Source organism: Lichenibacterium ramalinae, assembly GCF_004137085.1.
In the GTDB taxonomy this organism is placed as follows: domain Bacteria; phylum Pseudomonadota; class Alphaproteobacteria; order Rhizobiales; family Beijerinckiaceae; genus Lichenihabitans; species Lichenihabitans ramalinae.
Genome location: NZ_QYBC01000003.1, coordinates 109,271 through 130,906, shown reverse-complemented (window position 1 = coordinate 130,906; position 21,636 = coordinate 109,271). Strand labels below are relative to the sequence as shown.

The following is a 21,636-nucleotide window of genomic DNA, read 5'->3' as shown; positions in this document are numbered from 1 at the left end:
GGTGCCTGCCCGGGGCGCCTGCGAAGGGCGCCCCGTCTCGGATGCGATGGGACCGGCGAACTCACCCAAGCTCACCGGCCCTGTCGGTCGGGTTGGATCAGAACCGCTGGCCACCGCAGTTCTTGCGCTCCAGCCTCGTGGAGCGCTCGTTGTACGAGCAGGTGAAATGACCCATCTCGCGCCGCGCGATCGGCCGCGGGCTACGCATGGGAACCGTCGCCTCGTCCTGCAATGCGTAATACGGACTTCCGGCAAAGGCCGGCGCTGCGAGCCCGCATGTCGCCGAGACGGTGGCGACCGCGATCGCGGCAGTGAGTAGATTGCGCATTGAACGTCCTCGAACCGAAGGCGGTGGTTCCGCCTCCCGCTCGCTGAACGCAGCGTCCTGGAGCCGGGTTCACCTTCGACACGCGACCTCGTCGCCTACGTGACGCCGCATGCCGGCGCGACCGTCGAGGGGGGTCGCCCGGCGCGCTTAACCTCGATGCGGTCGATCAAGGTTTAACGGTATCGTTGACGATCGATGAAACACCCGACCCGCTTACCCGCTGGCGCCTCATGCGGCATGGTGAGCCTGGGTTTCGGAAAATCGATCACGCGACGATTTCATCGCTCCAGAGGCTTCCGTCGATGCTCAAGACCATCGCACTCTATGCGCAGACGACTTTCGAGGTTCTCATGTTCTTTGTAGAATACTGAGCGACGCACGCCGTATGTTCGTCGCGCGACGAGGCCGTAGCCGAGCCGTGGTCAAGCCTTGCCGATCCGCATGAGATGTCGGACGAGACCGCAAGTCGGGGCTCCGCTGCGACGACCGCCCGGCGCATCCTGACGGCGCATCGGCGTCCTCGGCGCCATCCCGGCGCTCCCAAGCTGGCGCGAGACCTCCGAAGGCGAAGGCACTCCGGACGAAAGGCGTCATCGACGTCTCGGCGGCTGCCGCCCGGGGACGGGGGCCGATCGAGCGAGGCTTCGTCGACCGCGGCACCGCGATCGCCGGTCCTCCGGTGATTTTGGGACACTTGGACAGGTTTTTGGGACGCTCGGGCCTGGACCGGACGGGCCATGGGACGCACGCTCGCCGCATGAGTCCCTCCCCCACAACAGCCGAGACCATCCGCGTGAGGTTTCTTGTCATCGCCGGCCTGATGGCCGCCCTATCGGCATCGCAGGCGCGGGCCGCCGAGCCGGAACTGTCCATCGACGCCAAGCGGATGCTGTCCTACGGCGCGCTCGCCGTCATGACGGGCATCTGCAAACCCGACCTCACGACGAGACAGACCGCCGAGATCCAGAAAGGCCTGCAGACCTCGGCGGAAGCCCAGCACGACCTGACACAGGCTCAGTTCACCGACCTGATGAAAGCCGTCGGCACCCAGGTCGGGCAGAACAAGGACCAGACCTGCGCCGCCCTCACCCCTGCATTCATCGACACCAGCCTCAAGAGCGCCGCCGACGGCAATTGACCCCGGTGGGGTCGACGCGGCCGCGCGATGCGACAGGGCCGCGGAAGGCGGCCGCGGTGCCGCCAGCTCAGGCCGGCCGGCGGACCACGAGGTCGATCTCGACGAGCGCGTCGTAGGCCAGGCCGGTCACGCCGACGCAGGTGCGGGCCGGCAGGCGACCCGGCGCGAAGTAGGAGCGCCAGGTCTCGTTCAGGGCCGGGTAGTCGTCCTTGAACCGCGTGAGGTAGATGCGGGCCATGGCGACGTCCTCGAAGCCGACGCCGAGCCCGTCCAGCACCAGGCGCAGGTTCTCCATCACGGCGCGCGTCTGCGCCACGATGCCGTCCGGCAACACGCCGGGAGCCTCGGGCGTGTCGGGCATCTGGCCGGTGACGAAGATCAGGCCGTCGGTTTCCACCGCGTGGCTGAAGGGCGCGACCGGCGTCGGCCCCCCTGGGATCATGTGAAACCGCATCGTTCATGCCTTTCCGGTTCGATCGGGACGCGAGGGCTGGGAAGCAGGCGCTTGCTCAGGATGGCGTGGACGCCCCAGTTGCCGTCCACCACCTGGGTGACGCCGAAATCCACCGCCGCCGAGATCAGCGCGACGGCCTCGTCCTCGTCGAGGCCGCCCGCCTGCATGAGGAAGCGCCGCGCCTTGCGGAACGCATCCTTCATGGCGAGGTCGAGCGAGGAGGTGGCATAGACGGCGCTCTGCCCCTTGGCGCCGAACTCGGCCAGGTAGTTCGGATGGCTGAAGCCGGTCAGCACCCAATCGGTCGGTGTCTCGATCAGCGGGTAGGTCAGGCCCGCGAAGGGGCGGCCATCGAGTTCGGCGCGCTTGTGAAGCACCACCGCGATCGTCCCCGTCATCGAGCATTCGATCGCGGTGCCGCTGAGTTCCCCGTCGCCTTGGGCGGCATGGGGATCGCCGATCGACAGGAGCGCGCCCGGGACCGACACCGGGAGGAAGACCGACGCCCCCTTGCCGAGCCGCCAATTGTCGAGGTTCCCGCCGAAGTAGGATGGCGGAACCGAGTCGACCAGGTCGTTCTCGCGCGGCGCGACCCCGATCACGCCGAAGTGGGGCCGCAGCGGCACGCGGATGCCGTCGAGGACGCCGTGGCGCCGAACGACGCTGCCCGGATCGACCGGCACACCGGGGTAGTCGTAGGTGCGATGCACCACGCCGGACGGGTCGGTCTGCGGCGTCCAGCGAAAGGAATGGAGCGCGCGGGCGTGGGGCTGCTCGGCACCGACATCGATCTCGTAGATGGTGACGACCTCGCGCGGCTTCGGCTCCGACAGGAGTTCGCCGTAGTGGTAGCCCCACCAGGCCGCCGCGCTCGAACCGAACACGCGGCCGGCGACGCCGGGGGCGCGGCTCGGCCGGGGCGCCATGTCGAGGATGCGGACCTCCAGCACGTCGCCGGGCTCGGCCCCCCGCACCGCGATCGGTCCGGTGCAGATGTGCACCCCGAAGCCCTCGCCCGCCCCGCGCCCGTAGACCGATGCGTCGAGCGGGCCGGCGCCGCGGCGGTCGACGGCCTTGCCGTCGCGGGTCCAACGGAACACCTCCTCGGCGCCGGGGTCGCCGGCGATCATCAGGGCCGGGTCGTCGGAGGCGTGCTGCGACAGCGTTTCGACCGTGATCGTATCGCCCGAGGCGACCTCCAGCACGGGTTTCAGCGCGCGGCTGAAGAAGCCCCAATGGACGCGATCCGCCGCGACGGCGAGGTGGTGATGGCGGGGCGCCGTTCCCGCGTCGATCGCCGGGACCTGGGGGGCGGAGGGACCCCGCCTGGTTTCCGGGCGCCGGACGCGCGTCTGCACGGCCGAGTCCTGCGGCCAGCCGCGTTGGACACCGGGGCTCGCCGCCTCCTTCGTGCGCTCGATCTCGCCTTGGCGAAACGCCCGTGGCGACAGCCCGAACCGGTCGCGAAAGGCACGGCTGAAGTGGGCCGCGTCGGTGAAGCCGCAGCGAAAGGCGATCTCCGACACCGTCTGGTGCGCTTCGGCGGGGTTCGACAGGTCGAGCCGGCTGCGCAGGAGGCGGCGTTCCCGCACGGTATGGGCGAAACTGTCGCCCGTTCCCTCGAACAGGCGGTGCAGGTAGCGTTCGGATATGCCGAGCGCCTCGGCGGCGCGCCCCGGGGTGAAATCCGGGTCGTCGAGGCGCCGCTCGATGGATTGGTGGACGCGGTGCAGCAGGGCGGCCTGCCCGGCGGTGGCGGCACTGGTCGCGCCGGCGCTCTCGTCGGCCGCCGCGGCCGAGCCGCGCAGCAGGGCGAGCAGCAGTTCGGCGAGGCCGGCCGCCACCGCCTCCCATTCCGGGTCGGACAGGGCGTCGAGCGCTTCGGCAGCGGAGGCGAGGCTGCCGGCCAGCACGCCCGCGAGGCCTTCGGCGGCCATCACCCGCGGCAGGATCTTGGAGGCCGTGCCGATCCTGCGGCCGCGGAAGGCCTCGTCCCCGGCCGAGAGGACCAGCGTCCGGCCGCCGTCGAAGATCGGCACCGGCGCGCCGCCGTGGCGCGGCAGCAGCGCGATCTGGCCGGCCCGCACGGGACGACGTTCGCCCCCCACGTCGAGGTTCGCACCCTCGTCGAGCGGGATCAGGATCAGCGGGACCCCGACGAACGGCACGGCGGCAGGCCGGACCATCGGCGACAGGATCTGCCGTTCGGCGACGAGGCGCCCGACCGTGATGCCCTCGCCCGTTCCCCTCAGGATCGCGGTGGCATGCGAACCCCACCCCGCGGACGGCGCGTCGGCGCTCAAGCCGAGTGCCGCCAGAACGCCGCGCCAAGCGGCACGGCGTTCACCGTCGGGGTAGGACTCGCTCGTGAACCGGCGCACGTTCATGCGTGGATCTAGCGGGCCTGCGGGCTGGATCGCAAGCGGCCGGGATCGGATCGCGCCGGGCCCGTGACGGGCCGGACCGGCGCGGCCGGGCACGGCGCCGCCATCAGGCCCCCGTGCAGGTGAACACGCTCTTGCGGATGGACCCGTGCACGCCCCAATTGGCGTCGACCACCTGCGTGACGCCGAAGTCCGCCGCCACCGACAGGAGCGCGATCGCCTCGTCCTCGCTCAACCCGTGCACCGTCATCAGGAAGCGGCGCAGCTTGCGGAAGGCGTCGCGCATGGCCTTGTCGAGGCTGGCATGGCTCGCCACGGCGGTCTGGGCGTCGGGGCCGAGCTCGGCGAGGTAGTTGGGGAAGGTGAAGCCGTAGACCGACCAGCGGTCGTCGGTTTCCAGCATCGGATGCGTGAGGCCCTCGAGGGCGGTACCGCCGAGGTCGCGCTTCTTGTGCAGCACGAATTCGAAGTCGCCCGTCAGCGAGGTCTCGATGGCGGTGCCGCCGAGCTCGCTGTCGCCCTGCGCGGCATGGGGATCGCCGACCGAGAAGAAGGCGCCGTCGACGGCGACGGGGTAATACATGCGGGCGCCCTTGCCGATGCGCCAGTCGTCGATGTTGCCGCCGGTGTAGCTCGGCGGGATCGAGGACACGAAGTCGGATTCGGAGGGCGCCAGCCCCATGGTGCCGAAATGCAGCCGCGCCGGCACGCGCACGTCCTTCAGGATGCCGTGGCGCTCGCGCACCTTGGCATGGTCCACCACCACCCCGGGATAGTCGATGGTGGGGTGGAGGATGCCGTCGGGGTCGGTCTGGGGCGTCCAGACGTAGTTGTAGACGGCGCGGGCGAAGGGCTCGCCCGCCGTGTCGAGCTCGAAGATGGTGATCACCTCGCGCCCCTTCGGCTCCTCGACGTGGTCGCCGAAATGGAAGCCCCAGGAGGCGGCGGCGTTGGAGCCGAAGCAGCGGCCGGCGTGGCAGGCGCTGCAGCTCGGGCGCGGGCGCACGTCGAGGATGCGGACCTCGAGGATGTCGCCGGGCTCGGCGCCCTCGATCGCCACGGGGCCGGTGAGCAGGTGGACGCCGAGCCCCTCGCCCGAGCCGCGCAGGAAGGGACCCTCGGTCGGGCCGGCGCCGCGCCGCGCCACGGCCTTGTGCTCCGCCGTCCAGCGGAACACGCTTTCGGCGCCGGGGTCGCCGGCGATCATGCGCTCGTAGTCGTCGCCGGCGTGGTGGGTCAGCGTCTCGATCGTGGCGCGGTCGCCGGAGCGCAGCGTCAGGGCCGGGGCGACGGCCTTGGAGAAATAGCCCCAATGAACCGTGGCGGGGGACACAGGCAGGGTGTGGTGCCGCATGGGCGTCGTCCTCAGGCCGGAAGTTCGGTGGCGCGGTCGGCGCTCATCGCCCGGAGGAACCGGGCGGTGAGCGGGTTCTTCGGGTGGCGCAGCACCTCGTGGGCGGGCCCTTCCTCGGCGATGGCGCCGCCGCCGAGGATCACCACGCGGTCCGCCACCTCGTCGGCGAAGCGCACCTGGTGGGTGGAGATGATCATCGTCAGCCCGTCCTCCACGGCGAGCCGGCGGATCACCTCCAGCACCTCGCCGACGAGTTCGGGGTCGAGCGCCGAGGTGGGCTCGTCGAGCAGCAGCACGCTGGGGTTCGGCGCGAGGGCGCGCGCGATGGCGACGCGCTGCTGCTGGCCGCCGGACAGGTGCCGCGGCAGGGCATCGGCGCGGTGGGCGAGGCCGACGCGCTCCAGGAGGGCGCGGGCGCGGCGCTCGGCGTCGAGCCGCGACAGGCCGTGCACCCAGCGCAGCGGCCCGGCGACGTTCTCCAGCGCGCTGAGGTGGCCGAACAGGTTGAAGCTCTGGAACACCATGCCGACGCCGACGTCGGCGCGTTCCTCCGCCAGGACCCGCGGGCCGACGGGGCGCCCGTCGGCACGGAAGCCCAGGCGCCGCCCGCCGACCCGCACGGTGCCGTCCTGCCAGGTTTCGAGCCGGTTGATGCAGCGCAGCAGCGTGCTCTTGCCGGAGCCGCTCGGGCCCAGCAGGGCCACGACCTCGCCCACCCGCACGGTGAGGTCGAGGGATGAGAGGATGGGCTGCTCGCCGTAGCGCTTCGTCAGCCCCGCGACCTCGACGGCGGGGTTGTTGTTCCGGATGGCGGCGGCCCGCTTCGCCCGGTCCGGCCGCGGCGCGGCGGGGACGGGATCGGGCCCCGCCGCCATCGGTGCCGGGGCGAGGGCGGCCGGGACCGTGGCGGGAACCGGCCGGCGCCCCGGCAGCAGGCGCAGCACCCGGCTCCGGGCGCTCGGCCGGTCGAGGTCGAGCCAGCGCTCGACGGCGATCTGGAGCAGGCTGACGGCCCCCGTCAGCACGAGGTACATCAGACCGGAGGCGAAGAAGATCGAGAAGAAGTCGAAGGTCGAGGAGGCGAGCTGCGTCGAGCGCAGCGTCAGCTCCTCGACGGCGATGACGGAGGCGAGCGACGAGTTCTTCAGCGCCGAGACCGTCTCGTTGCCGAGCGCCGGCACCATGGTGCGGATCGCCTGGGGGGCGATCACCCGGCGCATCAGCACGGCGGGCGTCATGCCGAGCGCCTGCCCGGCCATCACCTGGCCGCGGTCCACGCCGAGCACGCCCGAGCGCAGGATCTCGGCGATGAACGGCGCCTCGTTGGCGGCGAGCGCCAGGCCCGCGGCCCCGATGGCGCTGAGTTTCAGCCCGATGAGCGGCAGCGCGTCATAGGCGAAGACGAGCTGGAGGATCAGCGGCGTGCCGCGGAACACGATCGTGTAGGCCCGCGCCAGGGCGGCGAGGGGCCAGAAGCGGCTGAGCTGCATGGCGGCCAGGACCAGCCCGGCCGCGAGGCCCCCGCCGAGCCCCAGCGCCGTCACGGCGACCGTGAACCCGATGCCCTGCAGCAGGTAGGGCATGGCGAGGTAGTGGAGGAAGAGGTCCATCAGGGCCGGAGCCCCCGCCGCTCACCCCCGGCCGTGCGGGACCGAGCGACCGGCGGTGAACAGGAGAGCGGCATCCCGGCCCGGATCACTTGGCCATGACGAGGCGGGGCGCATCGAGCGTGCCGGCGCCGAGCGACCACTTCTCCAGGAGCCGGGTCTCGATGCCGGCCTTCTGGATCTCCGTCAGGGCCGCCAGGACGGCGTCGCGGAACTCGGGCTTGTCCTTCGGGACCGCGATGCCGACCGAGTAGGGCAGCGTCACCGCCGTCGCCTTCTCAAGCTTGTCCGGATAGGCCTTGACGGCCTGGTCCACCGTGTTGACATCGTTGATGTAGGTGTCGGCGCGGCCGGCCAGGATCGCCTGGATGCAGTTGGCGTTGTTGTCGTAGAGCTGGATCTCGGCCGCCGGCTTGTTCTGCGCCTTGCACTCGGGTGCGAGGTTCTGGATCAGCGGGATCTCGACGTAGCCGGTGTTCTCGGCGGCTGTCGTGCCGCACAGGCTGGCATTGATGCCGGAGATCTTCTTCGGGTTGCTCTTGGCGACCAGCACGCCGTCGAACACCTTGGAATAGGTGATGAAGTCGGCCGCCTTGGCGCGCTCCTCGGTGGCGTAGATGTCCGAGATGACGATGTCGGCCTGCCCGCTCGACAGGGTGGTGAGCAGCGCCGCGAAGGTCACGGGCTTGTAGGTGAGGGTGAACCCCAGGCAATCGCCGATGGTTTCGGCGAGATCGATGTCGAAGCCGATGTACTTCGAGGGGTCCTGCGGGTCGAGCGCCTCGTAGCCGGGCGTGTGCGGGTTCACGGCGTCGACCAGCGTCTTGCCCTTGAACTGTGGATACCGGCTCTGCAGGGCCTGGCAGGCCGGCGGTGCCGGCATGGCCGCCGCGGCCGCGGCAGCGGGCCCGGAGGACGCGGTGCCGGCCACGCAGGCCAGGGCCAGCGCCGACGCGGCGGTCAATCCGACCGTCGATGCGGCTCGCGCCCTCACGACCGCCGTCCGAAACGATGCTGGCACCATCACGCAATCTCCTTTGCAGTCCCGGAAGCGAAGAGGCGCCGGCCTGCGGCGCGTGTCCGAACCGTAGAAGAGAAGCTGGAATCGCACTTGCCCCACAGCGCACAATAAATTGCGTCGCAGCGCCCCGACACACTATAAAACCATGCCCGAAAGTTGTCGTTTCCGTCCAATCGGTCATCACGCTCCGGCTCGCCGACGCCATAACGCCGATACTCTAGGCATGGGAGTGGATTTTAGAGCCACAATGTCGTCGTTGGATGCATCACTGCTGAGATTTCAGGCAGGAGCGTGGGGCTTGAACTGCCGTCCCATCGGTGGTGCTCTCCCGATCCACGGGCCGCGGCCCGCAGACCAGGGAACCAGCATGTCGGACGTCACGCGGCGGAAATTCCTCGGTTCGGCCGGCATGGCCACGGCGGGGCTGGTCGCCTCCCCGGCGGTGCTGCGGCTGACGGCGCTCGGCGCCGAGGCGCCGATTCTGGTCGGCAGCCTGCACGATCAGTCGGGCGCGCTCGGCACCAGCGGCCAGCCCATGGTGCTCAGCGTCGAACTCGCCGTGGACGAGATCAACGCCGCGGGCGGTCTCCTCGGTCGCCCTCTGAAGATCGTCAGCTACGACCCGCAGTCCAATATCCAGCTTTATTCGCAGTATGCGCAGCAGCTGGCCCTGAAGGACAAGGTCGCGGTCGTGCACGGCGGCATCACCTCGGCATCGCGGGAAGCGATCCGCCCCGTGTTCGACCGGTTCAAGACGCTCTACTTCTACAACACGCTGTACGAGGGCGGCGTCTGCGACCGCAACGAGTTCTGCCTCGGCACCACGCCGGCCCAGACGGTGGAGAAGCTCGTGCCCAACGCCATGGGCAAGAGCGGCAAGAAGGCCTACATCATCGCGGCCGACTACAATTACGGCCAGATCACCGCCAAGTGGATGACCAAATACTGCCAGGACAACGGCGGCACGGTGCTGGCCACCGAGTTCTTCCCGCTCGACGTCACCAACTTCGGCCCCACCATCTCCAAGATCCAGGCCGCCAAGCCCGACCTCATCCTGTCGGCGCTGGTCGGAGGCAACCACACGGCCTTCTACCGCCAATGGACGGCGGCCGGCATGAAGGGGCAGATCCCCATCGCGTCGACCACGTTCGGCCTCGTCAACGAGCCCTCGACGCTCGACGCCAAGGAGAGCGAGGGCATCATGGGGGCCTACGGCTATTTCCAGGAGCTGACGACGCCGGCCAGCAAGGCCTACATCGACAAGCTCCACGCCAAATACGGCCAGGGCATCCCCTACGTCAGCGAGCTCGCCTGCGCGACCTACGAGGGCGTCCACATCTGGGCCGAGGGCGTGAGGAAGGCCGGCACGATCGACCGCATGAAGGTGATCGAAGCGCTCGAAGGCGGCATCTCCTACGACGGGCCCAGCGGCACCGTCACGGTGGACAAGCCGACCCACCACGCCATCCGCTCCGCCTATCTCGCCACCGTCCACGACAAGCTGTGGGACGTGACGGGCAGCTACCCGAACCAGAAGCCGCTCGACACCGCCGCGGTCTGCGACCTCGTCAAGAACCCCAACGACAACCAGCAATATGTCGTGAAGATCTGACGCCCGACCCAGGAGGCATCCATGGACCTCGCCGCCATCGTCGGGCTCAACGTGCTGAGCGGCATCGCCTCGCTGGTGCTGATCAGCCTGGGGCTCGCCATCATCTTCGGCATGATGAAGATCATCAACCTCGCCCACGGCGAGTTCCTGATGCTCGGCGCCTACGCGACGGTGCTGTCGACCAACCACGGCGTGAACATCTGGTTCGCCATGCTGGTGATCTCGCCCGTCTTCGTCGGGCTCGTCGGCATCCTGGTGGAACGGACGCTGATCCGCGTCCTCTACGGACGGCTGGTCGACACCATGCTGGCGACCTGGGGCCTCAGCCTGTTCATCGTCGGGCTGGTGACGATGATCTTCGGCAACACCATCAACGGCGTGCCGACGCCGCTCGGCGGGTTCCAGGTCGGCGCCTACCGGTCGGACCTCTACACGCCGTTCCTGGCCCTGGTCGCCCTGCTTCTGCTCTGCGGCGTCGTCGTCGTGCTGCGCTTCACGCGCTTCGGGCTGATCGCCCGTGCCACGATGCAGAAGCCCGACATGGCTTCGGCGCTCGGCGTCGATCCGGATCGCGTCTACATGGCGACCTTCGGCATCGGGGCGGCCGTGACGGGCCTCGCCGGCGGGCTGCTGGCCCCGGTCTCCGGCGTCGCCCCCACCATGGGGTCGGCCTTCGTCGCCAAGGCCTTCATCACCGTGGTCGGGGGCGGCGCCTCGATCCTCGCCGGCACGGCCTCGGCGTCGCTGCTTTTCGGCTCCATCAACCAGATGGGCTCCTACCTCACCACCCCGGTCTTCGGCGAGGTGATCCTGCTCGTCGCCGCGACGCTGCTGATCCGCGTGCTGCCCGAAGGCATCACCGGCCGCTTCTTCAGGGGGAGCCTGTGATCCGCACCGTCCTGTCGCTCCGCGTCACCCTGCTCTGCGCTCTCGGGGCGGCCGTCCTGGCGGGCTTGGCGCCCCAGTTCGTCGACACGTTCACGCTGCTCCAGGCCACGGTCTTCGTCGCCATGGCGGTGCTGGCGCTCAGCCTCGGCTTCATCTGGGGGTTCGGCGGCATCCTGTCCTTCGGCCAAGCCGCCTTCTTCGGGCTCGGCGGCTACGCCTACGCGGTCGGGGCGTTCAACTTCACCGACAGCACCGTGCCGGTGATCCTGTCGATGCTGGTGCCGATGCTCTTCGCCGCCCTGCTCGGCTATTTCATGTTCTACGGGCGCATCTCCAACGTCTACGTGGGGGTCATCACCCTCACGGTGACGCTGATCCTGTTCAACGTCGTCAACTCGACGGCGGGCGACGCCTACCGCATCGGCTCGGCGGCGCTCGGCGGCTTCAACGGCATCCCGTCGGTGCCGGGCATCACGCTCCCGTTCACCGGCTATGCCTTCGCGCCGGAGGACGATTGGTACCTCGCGGCCGGCTGCCTCATCGTGGTGTTCGTCGGGCTGAAGCTGCTGCTCGCCAGCCATTTCGGCCGCGTCGTGGTGGCCATCCGCGAGAACGAGGTCAGGGCGTCGCTGCTCGGCTACGATCCCCGGCTCTACAAGCTCCTGGCCTTCGTCGTGGGGGGCGGCATCGCGGGCCTCGCCGGCTGCCTCTACACGCTGTGGGGCGCCTTCATCAGCCCGACCATCTTCGGCCTCGCCACCTCGGCCCAGATCATCATCTGGGTCATGATCGGCGGCCTCGGCACGCTGATCGGCCCGGTGCTGGGCGCCGTCGCCATCCAGGTCCTGGTGACCGAGATCGGCGGCCAGCAGCTGCTCGACGCCAATTTCGTGCTCGGCGCCATCCTGCTGGTCTTCGTGCTGGTGCTGCCGGCGGGCGTCGTGCCCACCGTCGAGCGCGGCGTCGCGGCCCTGTGGCGCCGCGGCAGGCGCGGCCGCCCCGGGCCGGCCGAAGCCCCGGCGGCGCACCCCCTCCCCGGCAAGGCCCTGTCATGACGGCTCCCCTCCTCGAGACCCGCGGGCTGACGATGCGCTTCGGCGGCGTCGTGGCGGTCGACGCCGTCGACTTCACCCTCGAGGAGGGCGAGTTGCGCTGCCTCATCGGGCCCAACGGCGCCGGCAAGAGCACCTTCTTCAAGGTGCTGACCGGGCAGCTGCTGCCGAGCGCCGGCACGGTGCGCTACCGCGGCCGCGACATCGCCGGGGCGGCGCCCCATGCCATCGCCCGCGCCGGCATCGGCATCAAGCTCCAGACCCCGTCGGTGTTCAACGGCCTGTCGATCCGCGAGAACCTGTGGCTGGCGGCCCGGCGCAAGAACGGCGCGAAGCGGGCGGATGCGGTGGTGGACGGCGTCCTGTCGCTGATCGCGCTCGCGGGATCCACCGACCGGATCGTCGGCACGCTGGCGCATGGGCAGCGGCAGTGGGTCGAGATCGGCACGGTCCTGGCCGGGGAGCCCGACCTCATCCTGCTCGACGAGCCTGCCGCCGGCATGAACCACGACGAGGTCGGCCGCACCGCCGAGATCGTCCGCGCCATCAACCGGACGACGTCGCTCATCGTGGTCGAGCACGACATGGCCTTCATCCGCATGATCTCGGACCGGATCACCGTGTTCAACCGCGGCTCGGTGCTGATGGAGGACCGGGCCGACGCCGTCATGCGCGACCAGCGGGTGCGCGACGTCTACCTCGGCAAGAAGGCGGCCTGACCCATGCTGGACGTCGCAGCGCTCCAGGCCGCCTACGGCCGCGTCCCCGTCCTGATGGGGATCGATTTTCAGCTGAAGGCGGGCGAGTTCCTCGGCATCCTCGGCCACAACGGCATGGGCAAGACCACGCTGATGCGGACCCTGATGGGCTTCATCCCGCCCACGGCCGGCGGCGTCACCTTCCTCGACCACGACATCACCGACCTGAAGCCCCACGCGCGGGCGCGGCTGGGCCTCGGCTACGTGCCGCAGGGGCGCGAGATCTTCCCGGCGCTGAGCGTGCGCGACAACCTGCGCATGGGCTGCATGGCGGGCGGGCGCCAGAAGGGCAGCGGCGAGGACCGCGGCATCATCGACGAGACGCTGGAGCTGTTCCCGCGGCTGACGCGCCTGCTCGACCGGCAGGGCGGCGCGCTGTCGGGCGGCGAGCAGCAACTGCTCGCCCTGGCGCGCTGCCTGTGCACGCGGCCGAAGCTGATCCTCCTCGACGAGCCCACCGAGGGCATCCAGCCCTCGATCATCGAGGAGATCGCCGAAACCCTGCAGGGCCTCCGCGCCAAGACCGGGGTCAGCATGATCCTGGTCGAACAGAACCTCGACTTCATCGCCGCGCTGTCGAGCCGCGTGCTGGTCATCCAGAAGGGCCGGATCACGGGCGAGCTCAGGCCCGACCAGCTCGAAGACCCCGAGGTCGTGGCCGAGCTCGTCGGCATGGCGGCCTGAGCCGCCACCCCATCAAGGCAAGGAGGACATCATGGCCGTCGCCCGTCCCACGCTCGACCAGATGAGCGCCATCGCCGAATCCCTCGGCATGGACCTGTCGCCCGAGCGCGTCGAGGAGTTCCTCGGCCACATGGCCGGCAGCTTCGCCGCCTACGACCTCGTCGAGGCCATGCCCGACGAGGTCCCGCAGGTCACCTACCCGCGCACGCCCGGCCGCTTCCCGAGCCCGGAGGAGAACCCGCTCAACGCCTGGTACGTGAAGAGCGAGGTCAAGGGCGCGCCGGACGGCAAGCTCAAGGGCAAGACCGTCGCGCTCAAGGACAACGTGTGCCTCGCCGGCGTCCCGATGATGAACGGGGCGGCGAGCCTCGAGGGCTTCGTGCCCAACGTCGACGCCACGGTCGTGACGCGGCTGCTCGACGCCGGCGCCACGATCCTCGGCAAGGCGCATTGCGAGTACTTCTGCTTCTCGGGCGGGTCGCATACCAACGCGACGGGACCGGTGCACAACCCGCACCGGCGCGGCTATTCGGCCGGCGGCTCCTCCTCGGGCTCGGCCGCGCTGGTGGCGGCCGGCGAGGTCGACATGGCGATCGGCGGCGACCAGGGCGGTTCGATCCGCATCCCGGCCGCCTATTGCGGCATCGTCGGCATGAAGGCCACCCACGGCCTCGTCCCCTACACGGGCGTGATGCCGATCGAATCGACGATCGACCACACCGGCCCGATGACGGCGACCGTCGCCGACAATGCCCTGATGCTCGAGGTGCTGGCGGGAGCCGACGGGCTCGACCCGCGCCAATACGCGCCGAAGGTCGCCCCCTACACCCAGGCGCTGGGCCGCGGCGTCGCCGGCCTGAGGATCGGCGTCGTCCGGGAAGGCTTCGGCTTTCCCCAGAGCGAGGCGGACGTCGACGCCAAGGTCCGCGCCGCCGCCGAGCACCTGCGCAAGCTCGGCGCCGTGGTCGAGGAGGTCTCGATCCCGCTGCATCTCGCCGGCGCCGCGATCTGGACGCCGGTCGCCAGCGAGGGCGGCCAGATGCAGATGATGCTCGGCAACGGCATGGGCTTCAACTGGAAGGGGCTCTACAACGTCCCGTTGCTCGACGCCCATTCGGCCTGGCGCGACCGGGCCGACAGCCTGTCCGACACGCTGAAGATCACCATGCTGGTCGGTCAGTATTTCCTGACCCAGTACCGCGGGCGCTTCTACGCCAAGGCGCAGAACCTGGTGCGCCGGCTGAAGGGCGCCTACGACGCGGCGCTCGGCAGCTACGATCTCCTGCTGATGCCGACGCTGCCCATGAAGGCGACGCCGATCCCGCCGCCGGACGCGCCGCTCGGCCTCGTGCTGCAGCGCGCCTTCGAGATGCTGCCCAACACCGCGCCCTTCGACGTCACCGGCCATCCCGCCATGGCGGTGCCCTGCGGCATGGGCGACGGCCTGCCGATCTCCATGATGCTGATCGGCAAGGACTACGACGAGGCGACGATCTACGCCGCGGCCGCGGCCTTCGAGCAGGCCACCGACTGGAGGGCCCTGTGAGCGCCCTGCCCGAGGATCTCGCCTTCCGCGGCCTCGTCGAGGTTGGCGAGCAGATCGCGGGGGGCGCCCTGTCCTCGGTCGAACTCACCCGCGCCATGCTGGAGCGGATCGCCGCCCGGGACGGCGCGCTGCACGCCTACGAGACCGTGATGGCGGAAAGCGCCCTCGCCGAAGCCGCGTCGGCCGACCGCAACCTGGCGGCGGGCGGGTCGCGCGGACCGCTCCACGGCGTGCCGCTCGCCGTCAAGGACCTGCTCTGGACCCACGACGCCCCGACCGCGGCCGGCATGGCGATCCACCGCGGCTTCCGGGCGGGCGAGGACGCGACGGTCGTGGCGCGGCTGCGCGCCGCCGGCGCCGTGATCCTCGGCAAGCTCGCCATGACGGAGGGCGCCTATGCGGGCTACCACCCCGACATGACGGTGCCGATCAACCCTTGGGACGCCGAGGCCTGGCCCGGCACCTCCTCGTCGGGCTCGGGCGTCGCCACGGCGGCGGGGCTCTGCTACGGGTCGATCGGCTCGGACACGGGCGGCTCGATCCGCTTCCCCTCGGCCGCCAACGGGCTCACCGGCATCAAGCCGACCTGGGGCCGCGTCAGCCGCCACGGCGCCTTCGAACTCGGCGCCACGCTCGACACGATCGGCCCCATGTGCCGCTCGGCCAAGGACGCCGCCGCCATGCTGGGCGCCATCGCGGGCGCCGACCCGAAGGACCCCACGGCGCTGCTGGCGCCGGTGCCCGACTACCTCGCCGGGATCGACGGCGGCGTCGCGGGCCTCAGGATCGGCGTCGCGCCGGCCTTCATGGCGCTCGGCTGCGACGACGATGCGCTGGCGGCGGTGGAAGGGGCGCGCGACCTGCTGAGGACGCTGGGGGCCGAGATCGTCGAGATCGCCTTCCCGGACGCGTCGCAGATCCTCAGGGACTGGTTCACGCTCTGCGCCGTCGAGGCGGCGTCGTTCCATGCCGACACCTTCCCGTCGCGCCGGACCGATTACGGCTCGATCCTGTCGACCTTCCTCGATATCGCGGCGGGCGTGAGCGCGGTCGACATGCACGGCATCGCGGTGCGCCGGCTCGCGTTCCGCGGCCGGGTGGAGGCCGCCTTCGCCGGCATCGACCTCCTGCTCCTGCCCGTGCAGGGGCTGAGCGGCCCCACCATGGCGGGCGTGCTGGAGGCCGCCGAATCCGAGCGCGGCATCGCCAACCTGCTGCGCTACTCCTGCCCCTTCAACATGACGGGCCAGCCCACCATCACGCTGCCGGCCGGCGCCACGGCGGCGGGCCGCCCCGTCGGCGTGCAGCTCGTCGGCCGTCACCTCGACGAGGCGCTGCTGTGTCGCGCCGGCCATGCCATGCAGAAGGCCAGCGACTGGCACCGCCGCCGTCCAGGCCCGTCGGCCCAGCACTGACGGCGGCATCACGGGAGAAGCGCCATGGATCTCGGCCTCAAGGGACTGAAAGCCGTCGTCACGGGAGGCACCAAGGGCATCGGCCGCGCCATCGTGGAAACGCTGGCGCGCGAAGGGGCCGACGTCGCCTTCTGCGCGCGGGATGCCGCCGGTGTGGCGTCCGCCGAGGCGCGGGTCGCGGCGCTCGGCGTGCGGTGCTTCGGCGCCGCGCTCGACATCGCCGACGCTCCCGCCCTCAAGGCCTGGGTGGGCGAAGCCGCGGCGGCGCTCGGCGGCATCGACATCGTGGTGGCCAACGTCAGCGCACTTTCGATCGGCGCCGACGAGGACAGCTGGCGAAAGGGGTTCGAGGTCGACATGATGGGCTGCGTGCGGCTCGTCGAGGCCGCCATGCCGTCGCTGGCCACGAGCGCGGCCGCCAGCATCGTGACGATCTCCAGCGTGTCGGGCCGCGAGGTCGACTTCGCGGCGGGCCCCTACGGGGCCTTCAAGGCCGCCCTCATCCACTACACCCAGGGGCTGGCGTTCCAGCTCGCCGGAAAGGGCATCCGCGCCAATTCCGTGTCGCCCGGCAACACCTATTTCGAGGGCGGGGTCTGGAACCAGATCAAGGACGGCAATCCCGACCTCTACCGGACGGCCCTGGCCCTCAACCCGACCGGCCGGATGGGGACGCCGCAGGAGATGGCCAATGCCGCCGTGTTCCTGGCGAGCCCGGCGGCGAGCTTCGTCACCGGCACCAACCTCGTGGTCGACGGGGCGCTGACGCGCGGCGTGCAGCTGTGAGGAGCACGCCGGAGACGACGGTCGGCCCGGTCTGCCTCACCGCCGTCATCCCGTGCCTCCCCGGGACGGCCGATGCCGTCGAGGCCGCCCTCCTGGCCGTGGGCCTCGCGGTGGCGGCAGAGCCCGGCACGCTGGGCTACCGCGTCGTGAGGATCGACGGCGACGCCCCCGTGCTGCTGACGCATGAGCGCTTCCGCGACCGCGACGCCCTGCGGGCCCACAACGAGGGGGCCGCCTCCCAGGCCTTCTTCGCCGCGACGCGCGGCATGCTCGGCGCCGTCACGGTCCTGATCGGCGACGAAGTCCAGGACCACACGGGAGCGATGGCGCCGAGCACGCCCTGACATGGGCCGCCGGTGCCGTTCCACGATCAGAACGGCGCTCGTTTACGCAGCGAGAGGCCATAAAATCCGCAGCATGACAGCAACGAGGGGCTAGCGGGCGGCGTGAACACTCGATAGCTTCCGGTGGTCGGTGACGATCAGCAGCCGTGACGGGTGCAGCCGGCGCCGTCCACAGTCGACCCGCCTGGCAGTGCTGCCGAAAGCGGCGCGGTCGACCCGAACGTCTTCCCTCCTGGCAATGGCGCCACCCGCCGTCCGCTCCCGGACAGGCCCGCCACCGGAATCGTTCGACGTGACCGTCACCGCCTTCCCCATCGGCCTGCTCATCTCGACCGCGGGGCCCTACGCGGAAGCGTCGACCGGCATGCTGGCGGGCGCGCTCCTGGCCGTCGAGGCGGTGAATGCCGGTCCGCTGCCGGTGCGGCTCGTCCCCCGGTTCGGCGACCCGCGCGGCGAACTCGCCCGCTACGCGGCGCTCGGCGACGAGATGCTGGCCGCCGGCGTTCGCCACGTCGTCGGCTGCTATACGTCGTCGAGCCGCAAGGAGATCATCCCGCAGTTCGAGAAGGCCGATGCCCTGCTGTGGTATCCGTCGCATTACGAGGGCTTCGAGAGTTCGCCGAACGTCGTCTACACGGGGCCCGTCGCCAACCAGCACCTGCTGCCCCTGGCCGACTACCTGGTGCGGCACGTCGGCCAGACGGCCTTCTGCGTCGGCTCCAACTACATCTGGGCCTGGGAGAACAACCGCGTGATGCGCGACGCGATGGCGGCGGCCGGCGGCACGGTGCTGGCCGAGCGCTATTTCGCGGTGGGGTCGACGGATTTCGACCAGGTCATCGCCGCCATCCTGGCCGAACGTCCGGCCTTCGTCTTCAACACGTTGATCGGCGTCTCCTCCTACCGCTTCGTGCGCGACCTCCGGGCCGCCTGCGGGCGCCGCGGCCTCGACCAGCCCGCCGTGCTGCCGGTCGCGAGTTGCACGCTGTCGGAGCCCGAGCTCGCCGCCATCGGGCCGGGCGCCATGGACGGCCACATCACGTCGAGCGTCTACTTCGCCTCCCTGGCGTCGCCCGAGAACGATCGCTTCCGGGCCGCCTATGCGGCGCGCCATCCGGGCGGTCCCGCGGTGTCGGCCGACGCCGAAGCCACCTACGTGGCGGTGATGCTGCTGGCCCAGGCCCTCGCCGCCGCCGGGACGGACGAGATCGGTGCCGTCAAGGCGGCCGTCGGCCGCCAGGTGCTGCGGGCGCCCGGGGGCGAGGTCGCCATCGACCCCGAGACGATGCACGCGGCCCTGACGCCCCGCATCGGCCGCTCGAACGCCGCCGGCCAGTTCGACATCCTCGCCGAGGCGCCGGCGCCCGTGCGCGCCGACCCTTACCTCATCGGCAGCGCGTCGCGCTTCGGCGCGCTCGCGCCCCGCCCCCGGCTCAGGATCGCCTCATGACCGAGCGGCGCCTCATCCAGAACTTCCGCGGGATGCGCGCCATCCTGTGGGCCGGGCCCGACTTCGCCCCCGACACGCTCGACCGGACCCTCGCCAGGCTCGGCGTCGAGACGGCCCGCATGGAAGAGGTCGACCTCGCCGGGCTCGACCGCGACCGCGACGTGCTGTTCATCGACGGCGACCAGCCGCTCGCCCCCGAGGTCGTGCTGGCCCCGGGCAGCGCGCTGCCGCTCGTGCCGGGCATCGGCATCGTTGGCATCGAGGCGCCGAGCCGCCTGAAGCTGCTGACGGAGGCGGGCGTCACGGCCCTGCTGCGCAAGCCCGTGCATGCCGCGACCGTGTATTCGGCGCTGTTCCTCGGCGTGAACAACTTCCGCCGCCTGCGCGCGATGGAGACGCGCCTCGCCGAAGGGGAGCGACGGCGCAACGGCCGCCGCTTCGTCATCAAGGCCGTGGTGGCGCTGGTGCGCGGCCAGGGGCTCGACGACGACGAGGCCTATGCCCGGCTGCGGCGCGAAAGCATGCGGCGCCGCCTGGAGCTCGAAGAGTTCTGCGAAGCTCTCCTCCTGGAGGGCGGCGGCACGATACCGGCCGGATGGCCGACAGTTTCACGCGAACCGATGGACCACCGACATGCGACGTACCCTGATGATGACGGCCGCCGCGATGGCGTTGCTGATGCCGATGGCGGCCCATGCGGCGGACCCGATCAAGCTCGGCGTGCTTGAGGACCAGTCCGGCGACTTCGCCCTGGCGACTATCGGCAAGGTCCACGGCATCCAGCTCGCCACGGACGAGATCAATGCCGCGGGCGGCATCGCGGGTCGCAAGCTCGACCTCGTGATCTACGACACGCAGTCCGACAACACGCGCTACCAGGAGTTCATGCGCCGGGTGCTGCAGCGCGACAAGGTCGACGCGGTCTTCGCCGGCTTCTCCTCGGCCTCGCGCGAGGCCTACCGGCCCATCGTCGACCAGCTCAACGGCCTCGCCTTCTACAACAACCAATACGAGGGCGGCGTCTGCGACGCCCACATGATCGTCACCGGGGCGGTGCCGGAGCAGCAGTTCTCGACGCTGATCCCCTGGATGATGGAGAAGTTCGGCAAGAAGATCTACACGATCGCCGCCGACTACAACTTCGGACAGATCTCGGCGGAGTGGGTGCGCAACATCGTCAAGCAGAACGGCGGCGAGATGGTGGGCGAGGAGTTCATCCCGCTCGGCGTGTCGCAGTTCTCCTCGACGATCCAGAACATCCAGAAGGCCAAGCCCGATATCCTGATGACGCTGCTGGTGGGCACGGCGCAGTCGTCGTATTACGAGCAGGCCAATGCCGCGAACCTCCATGTGCCGATGGGCTCCTCGGTCAACGTCGGCCAGGCCTACGAGCACAAGCGCTTCAAGCCGCCGAGCCTCGCCAATATGTACGTGACGACCAACTGGATCGAGGAGGTCGACAACCCCGCCAGCAAGGCCTTCGTGGCCCGCTGGCACGCCAAGTTCCCGAACGAGCCCTACATCAACCAGGAGGCCGAGAACTCCTACCTGGCGGTGTATCTCTACAAGGAGATGGTGGAGCGGGCGAAGGGCTCGACCAAGCGCGACGACCTCCGGGCCGTCATCGCCAAGGGCGACGTCTGCTTCGATGCCCCCGAGGGCAAGGTGTGCATCGACCCGAAGAGCCAGCACATGTCGCACACCATCTACCTGGCGAAGGTCAACGACGACCACTCGATCAGCTTCCCCAAGGTGTGGCCGGACGTGAAACCCTATTGGCTGGGCGACTCGGGCTGCGACCTGACCAAGAAGAACCCGAACGCGCAATATACGCCGAGCAACCCGCCGCCGAAGAGCTGACAAGGGCGCAACCGTCGAGAGCCGGGGCCGCGGCGGCCGCGGCTCTCGACGGGCGTTTCTCGAAGGGGGACCACCATCCATGCCGGGCTTCGATGCCGTGATCGGCTTTCTCTACCAGTTCGGCGATGCCGCGGCCTTTCTGGTGCTCTGCGCCTCGGGCCTGGCGATCATCTTCGGCATGATGGGCGTCATCAACCTCGCCCACGGCGAGTTCATCATGGGCGGCGCCTACACCACCGTCACGGTCGCCAAGCTCGGCGTGCCGCTGCCGCTCGCGGTCCTGTGCGGCGCGCTGGCGGCCGGGGCGGCCGGCATGGTGCTGGAGCGTCTCGTCATCCGCCACCTCTACGGCCGCCCGCTCGACACCATCGTGGCGACCTGGGGCGTCAGCCTCATCGCGTCGCAGGGCACGCTGATCCTGCTCGGCCCCTCGCTGAGCGACATCTCGACCCCGCTCGGGTCGGTCGAGATCGGGGCGCTGTCCTATTCGGTGTATCGCTTCGTGCTGATGGGCGTCGCGGCCGCGATCCTGCTCGGCCTCTACGTGCTGTTCAACTTCACGCGCTTCGGCGTGCTGGCGCGGGCCACCATCCAGGTCCCCCACATGGCGGAAACGCTCGGCGTCGACACGCGGCTGATCTACAGCCTCACCTTCGGCATCGGGGCGGCGCTGGCCGGCGCCACCGGGGGGCTCTACGCCCCCACCATGACGCTGGTCCCGACCATGGGCGTGCAGTTCATCACCGAAGCCTTCGTCACCGTGGTGGTGGGCGGCGGCGACGTGTTCCTCGGCACGGCGCCGGCCGGCATCGTGCTGGGCTTCATCAAGAGCGGGATGACGACCTGGGAGGGGCAGCTCGCCGGCCAGATCGGCCTCCTCGTGGCCGTGATCCTCGTCATCCGGGTGCTGCCGCGCGGCATCTCGGGGCTGATGCTGCGCGAGCGCGCCTGAGCC

General features: G+C 70.3%; 20 protein-coding genes. 14 read left to right on the top strand and 6 right to left on the bottom strand.

The window, feature by feature from the left end:
- Positions 1-97 precede the first annotated feature (97 nt).
- Positions 98-328 (bottom strand): hypothetical protein, encoded by a 231-nt coding sequence (locus tag D3272_RS04790; RefSeq protein ID WP_129218011.1) that lies wholly within the window; start codon positions 326-328, stop codon positions 98-100.
- A gap of 793 nt (positions 329-1,121) precedes the next feature.
- On the opposite strand from D3272_RS04790, the gene D3272_RS04785 reads away from it, so the two are divergent.
- Positions 1,122-1,466 (top strand): hypothetical protein, encoded by a 345-nt coding sequence (locus tag D3272_RS04785; RefSeq protein ID WP_129218010.1) that lies wholly within the window; start codon positions 1,122-1,124, stop codon positions 1,464-1,466.
- A 67-nt stretch (positions 1,467-1,533) separates the two neighbouring features.
- Here the strand turns inward: D3272_RS04785 and D3272_RS04780 are convergent, their stop codons facing one another.
- From D3272_RS04780 to D3272_RS04760, 5 genes are all read right to left on the bottom strand, one after another.
- Complete coding sequence (locus D3272_RS04780; RefSeq protein ID WP_129218009.1) at positions 1,534-1,920, bottom strand: RidA family protein; 387 nt, start codon at positions 1,918-1,920, stop codon at positions 1,534-1,536.
- Positions 1,905-4,307 (bottom strand): acetamidase/formamidase family protein, encoded by a 2,403-nt coding sequence (locus D3272_RS04775; protein ID WP_129218008.1) that lies wholly within the window; start codon positions 4,305-4,307, stop codon positions 1,905-1,907. Before D3272_RS04775 ends, D3272_RS04780 begins: the two co-directional genes overlap by 16 nt.
- 103 nt (positions 4,308-4,410) lie before the next feature.
- Positions 4,411-5,658: an acetamidase/formamidase family protein gene (locus D3272_RS04770; RefSeq protein ID WP_129218007.1), complete on the bottom strand. Its 1,248-nt coding sequence runs from the start codon at positions 5,656-5,658 to the stop codon at positions 4,411-4,413.
- Positions 5,659-5,669: 11 nt separating this feature from the next.
- Complete coding sequence (locus D3272_RS04765) at positions 5,670-7,268, bottom strand: amino acid ABC transporter permease/ATP-binding protein (RefSeq protein WP_129218006.1); 1,599 nt, start codon at positions 7,266-7,268, stop codon at positions 5,670-5,672.
- 85 nt (positions 7,269-7,353) lie between these two features.
- On the bottom strand, positions 7,354-8,229 hold the full coding sequence (locus tag D3272_RS04760) for an ABC transporter substrate-binding protein (RefSeq protein WP_245496387.1): 876 nt from the start codon (positions 8,227-8,229) through the stop codon (positions 7,354-7,356).
- Positions 8,230-8,653: 424 nt separating this feature from the next.
- Between D3272_RS04760 and D3272_RS04755 the strand changes: the two genes are divergently transcribed.
- The 13 genes from D3272_RS04755 to D3272_RS04695 all read left to right on the top strand — a co-directional run bounded on the left by D3272_RS04755 (position 8,654) and on the right by D3272_RS04695 (position 21,633).
- Positions 8,654-9,898: an urea ABC transporter substrate-binding protein gene (locus tag D3272_RS04755; protein ID WP_129218004.1), complete on the top strand. Its 1,245-nt coding sequence runs from the start codon at positions 8,654-8,656 to the stop codon at positions 9,896-9,898.
- A 21-nt stretch (positions 9,899-9,919) separates the two neighbouring features.
- Entirely contained in the window at positions 9,920-10,786 is an 867-nt protein-coding gene (locus D3272_RS04750) for an ABC transporter permease subunit (protein WP_129218003.1), read from the top strand.
- Entirely contained in the window at positions 10,783-11,841 is a 1,059-nt protein-coding gene (locus tag D3272_RS04745) for an ABC transporter permease subunit (RefSeq protein WP_129218002.1), read from the top strand. The genes D3272_RS04750 and D3272_RS04745 overlap by 4 nt, the downstream gene beginning before the upstream one ends.
- The gene (locus tag D3272_RS04740; protein WP_129218001.1) at positions 11,838-12,557 is read left to right on the top strand and encodes an ATP-binding cassette domain-containing protein; all 720 of its coding nucleotides are present in this window, start codon (positions 11,838-11,840) and stop codon (positions 12,555-12,557) included. The genes D3272_RS04745 and D3272_RS04740 overlap by 4 nt, the downstream gene beginning before the upstream one ends.
- A gap of 3 nt (positions 12,558-12,560) precedes the next feature.
- Positions 12,561-13,280, top strand: a complete 720-nt coding sequence (locus D3272_RS04735; protein ID WP_129218000.1) for an ABC transporter ATP-binding protein — start codon at positions 12,561-12,563, stop codon at positions 13,278-13,280.
- 31 nt (positions 13,281-13,311) lie between these two features.
- Positions 13,312-14,826 (top strand): amidase, encoded by a 1,515-nt coding sequence (locus D3272_RS04730; protein WP_129217999.1) that lies wholly within the window; start codon positions 13,312-13,314, stop codon positions 14,824-14,826.
- Positions 14,823-16,241: an amidase gene (locus tag D3272_RS04725; RefSeq protein ID WP_342634162.1), complete on the top strand. Its 1,419-nt coding sequence runs from the start codon at positions 14,823-14,825 to the stop codon at positions 16,239-16,241. The genes D3272_RS04730 and D3272_RS04725 overlap by 4 nt, the downstream gene beginning before the upstream one ends.
- Positions 16,242-16,265: 24 nt before the next feature.
- On the top strand, positions 16,266-17,027 hold the full coding sequence (locus D3272_RS04720) for an SDR family NAD(P)-dependent oxidoreductase (protein WP_129217998.1): 762 nt from the start codon (positions 16,266-16,268) through the stop codon (positions 17,025-17,027).
- Positions 17,024-17,371: a putative quinol monooxygenase gene (locus D3272_RS04715; protein WP_129217997.1), complete on the top strand. Its 348-nt coding sequence runs from the start codon at positions 17,024-17,026 to the stop codon at positions 17,369-17,371. The genes D3272_RS04720 and D3272_RS04715 overlap by 4 nt, the downstream gene beginning before the upstream one ends.
- A gap of 292 nt (positions 17,372-17,663) precedes the next feature.
- On the top strand, positions 17,664-18,821 hold the full coding sequence (locus tag D3272_RS04710) for a transporter substrate-binding domain-containing protein (protein WP_165361218.1): 1,158 nt from the start codon (positions 17,664-17,666) through the stop codon (positions 18,819-18,821).
- Complete coding sequence (locus tag D3272_RS04705; RefSeq protein ID WP_129217995.1) at positions 18,818-19,549, top strand: ANTAR domain-containing protein; 732 nt, start codon at positions 18,818-18,820, stop codon at positions 19,547-19,549. The genes D3272_RS04710 and D3272_RS04705 overlap by 4 nt, the downstream gene beginning before the upstream one ends.
- Positions 19,470-20,681, top strand: coding sequence for an urea ABC transporter substrate-binding protein (locus D3272_RS04700; protein ID WP_428977962.1), 1,212 nt, complete (start codon positions 19,470-19,472; stop codon positions 20,679-20,681). The genes D3272_RS04705 and D3272_RS04700 overlap by 80 nt, the downstream gene beginning before the upstream one ends.
- A gap of 79 nt (positions 20,682-20,760) precedes the next feature.
- Positions 20,761-21,633, top strand: a complete 873-nt coding sequence (locus D3272_RS04695) for an ABC transporter permease subunit (protein WP_129217993.1) — start codon at positions 20,761-20,763, stop codon at positions 21,631-21,633.
- The last annotated feature ends 3 nt before the right edge of the window (positions 21,634-21,636 follow it).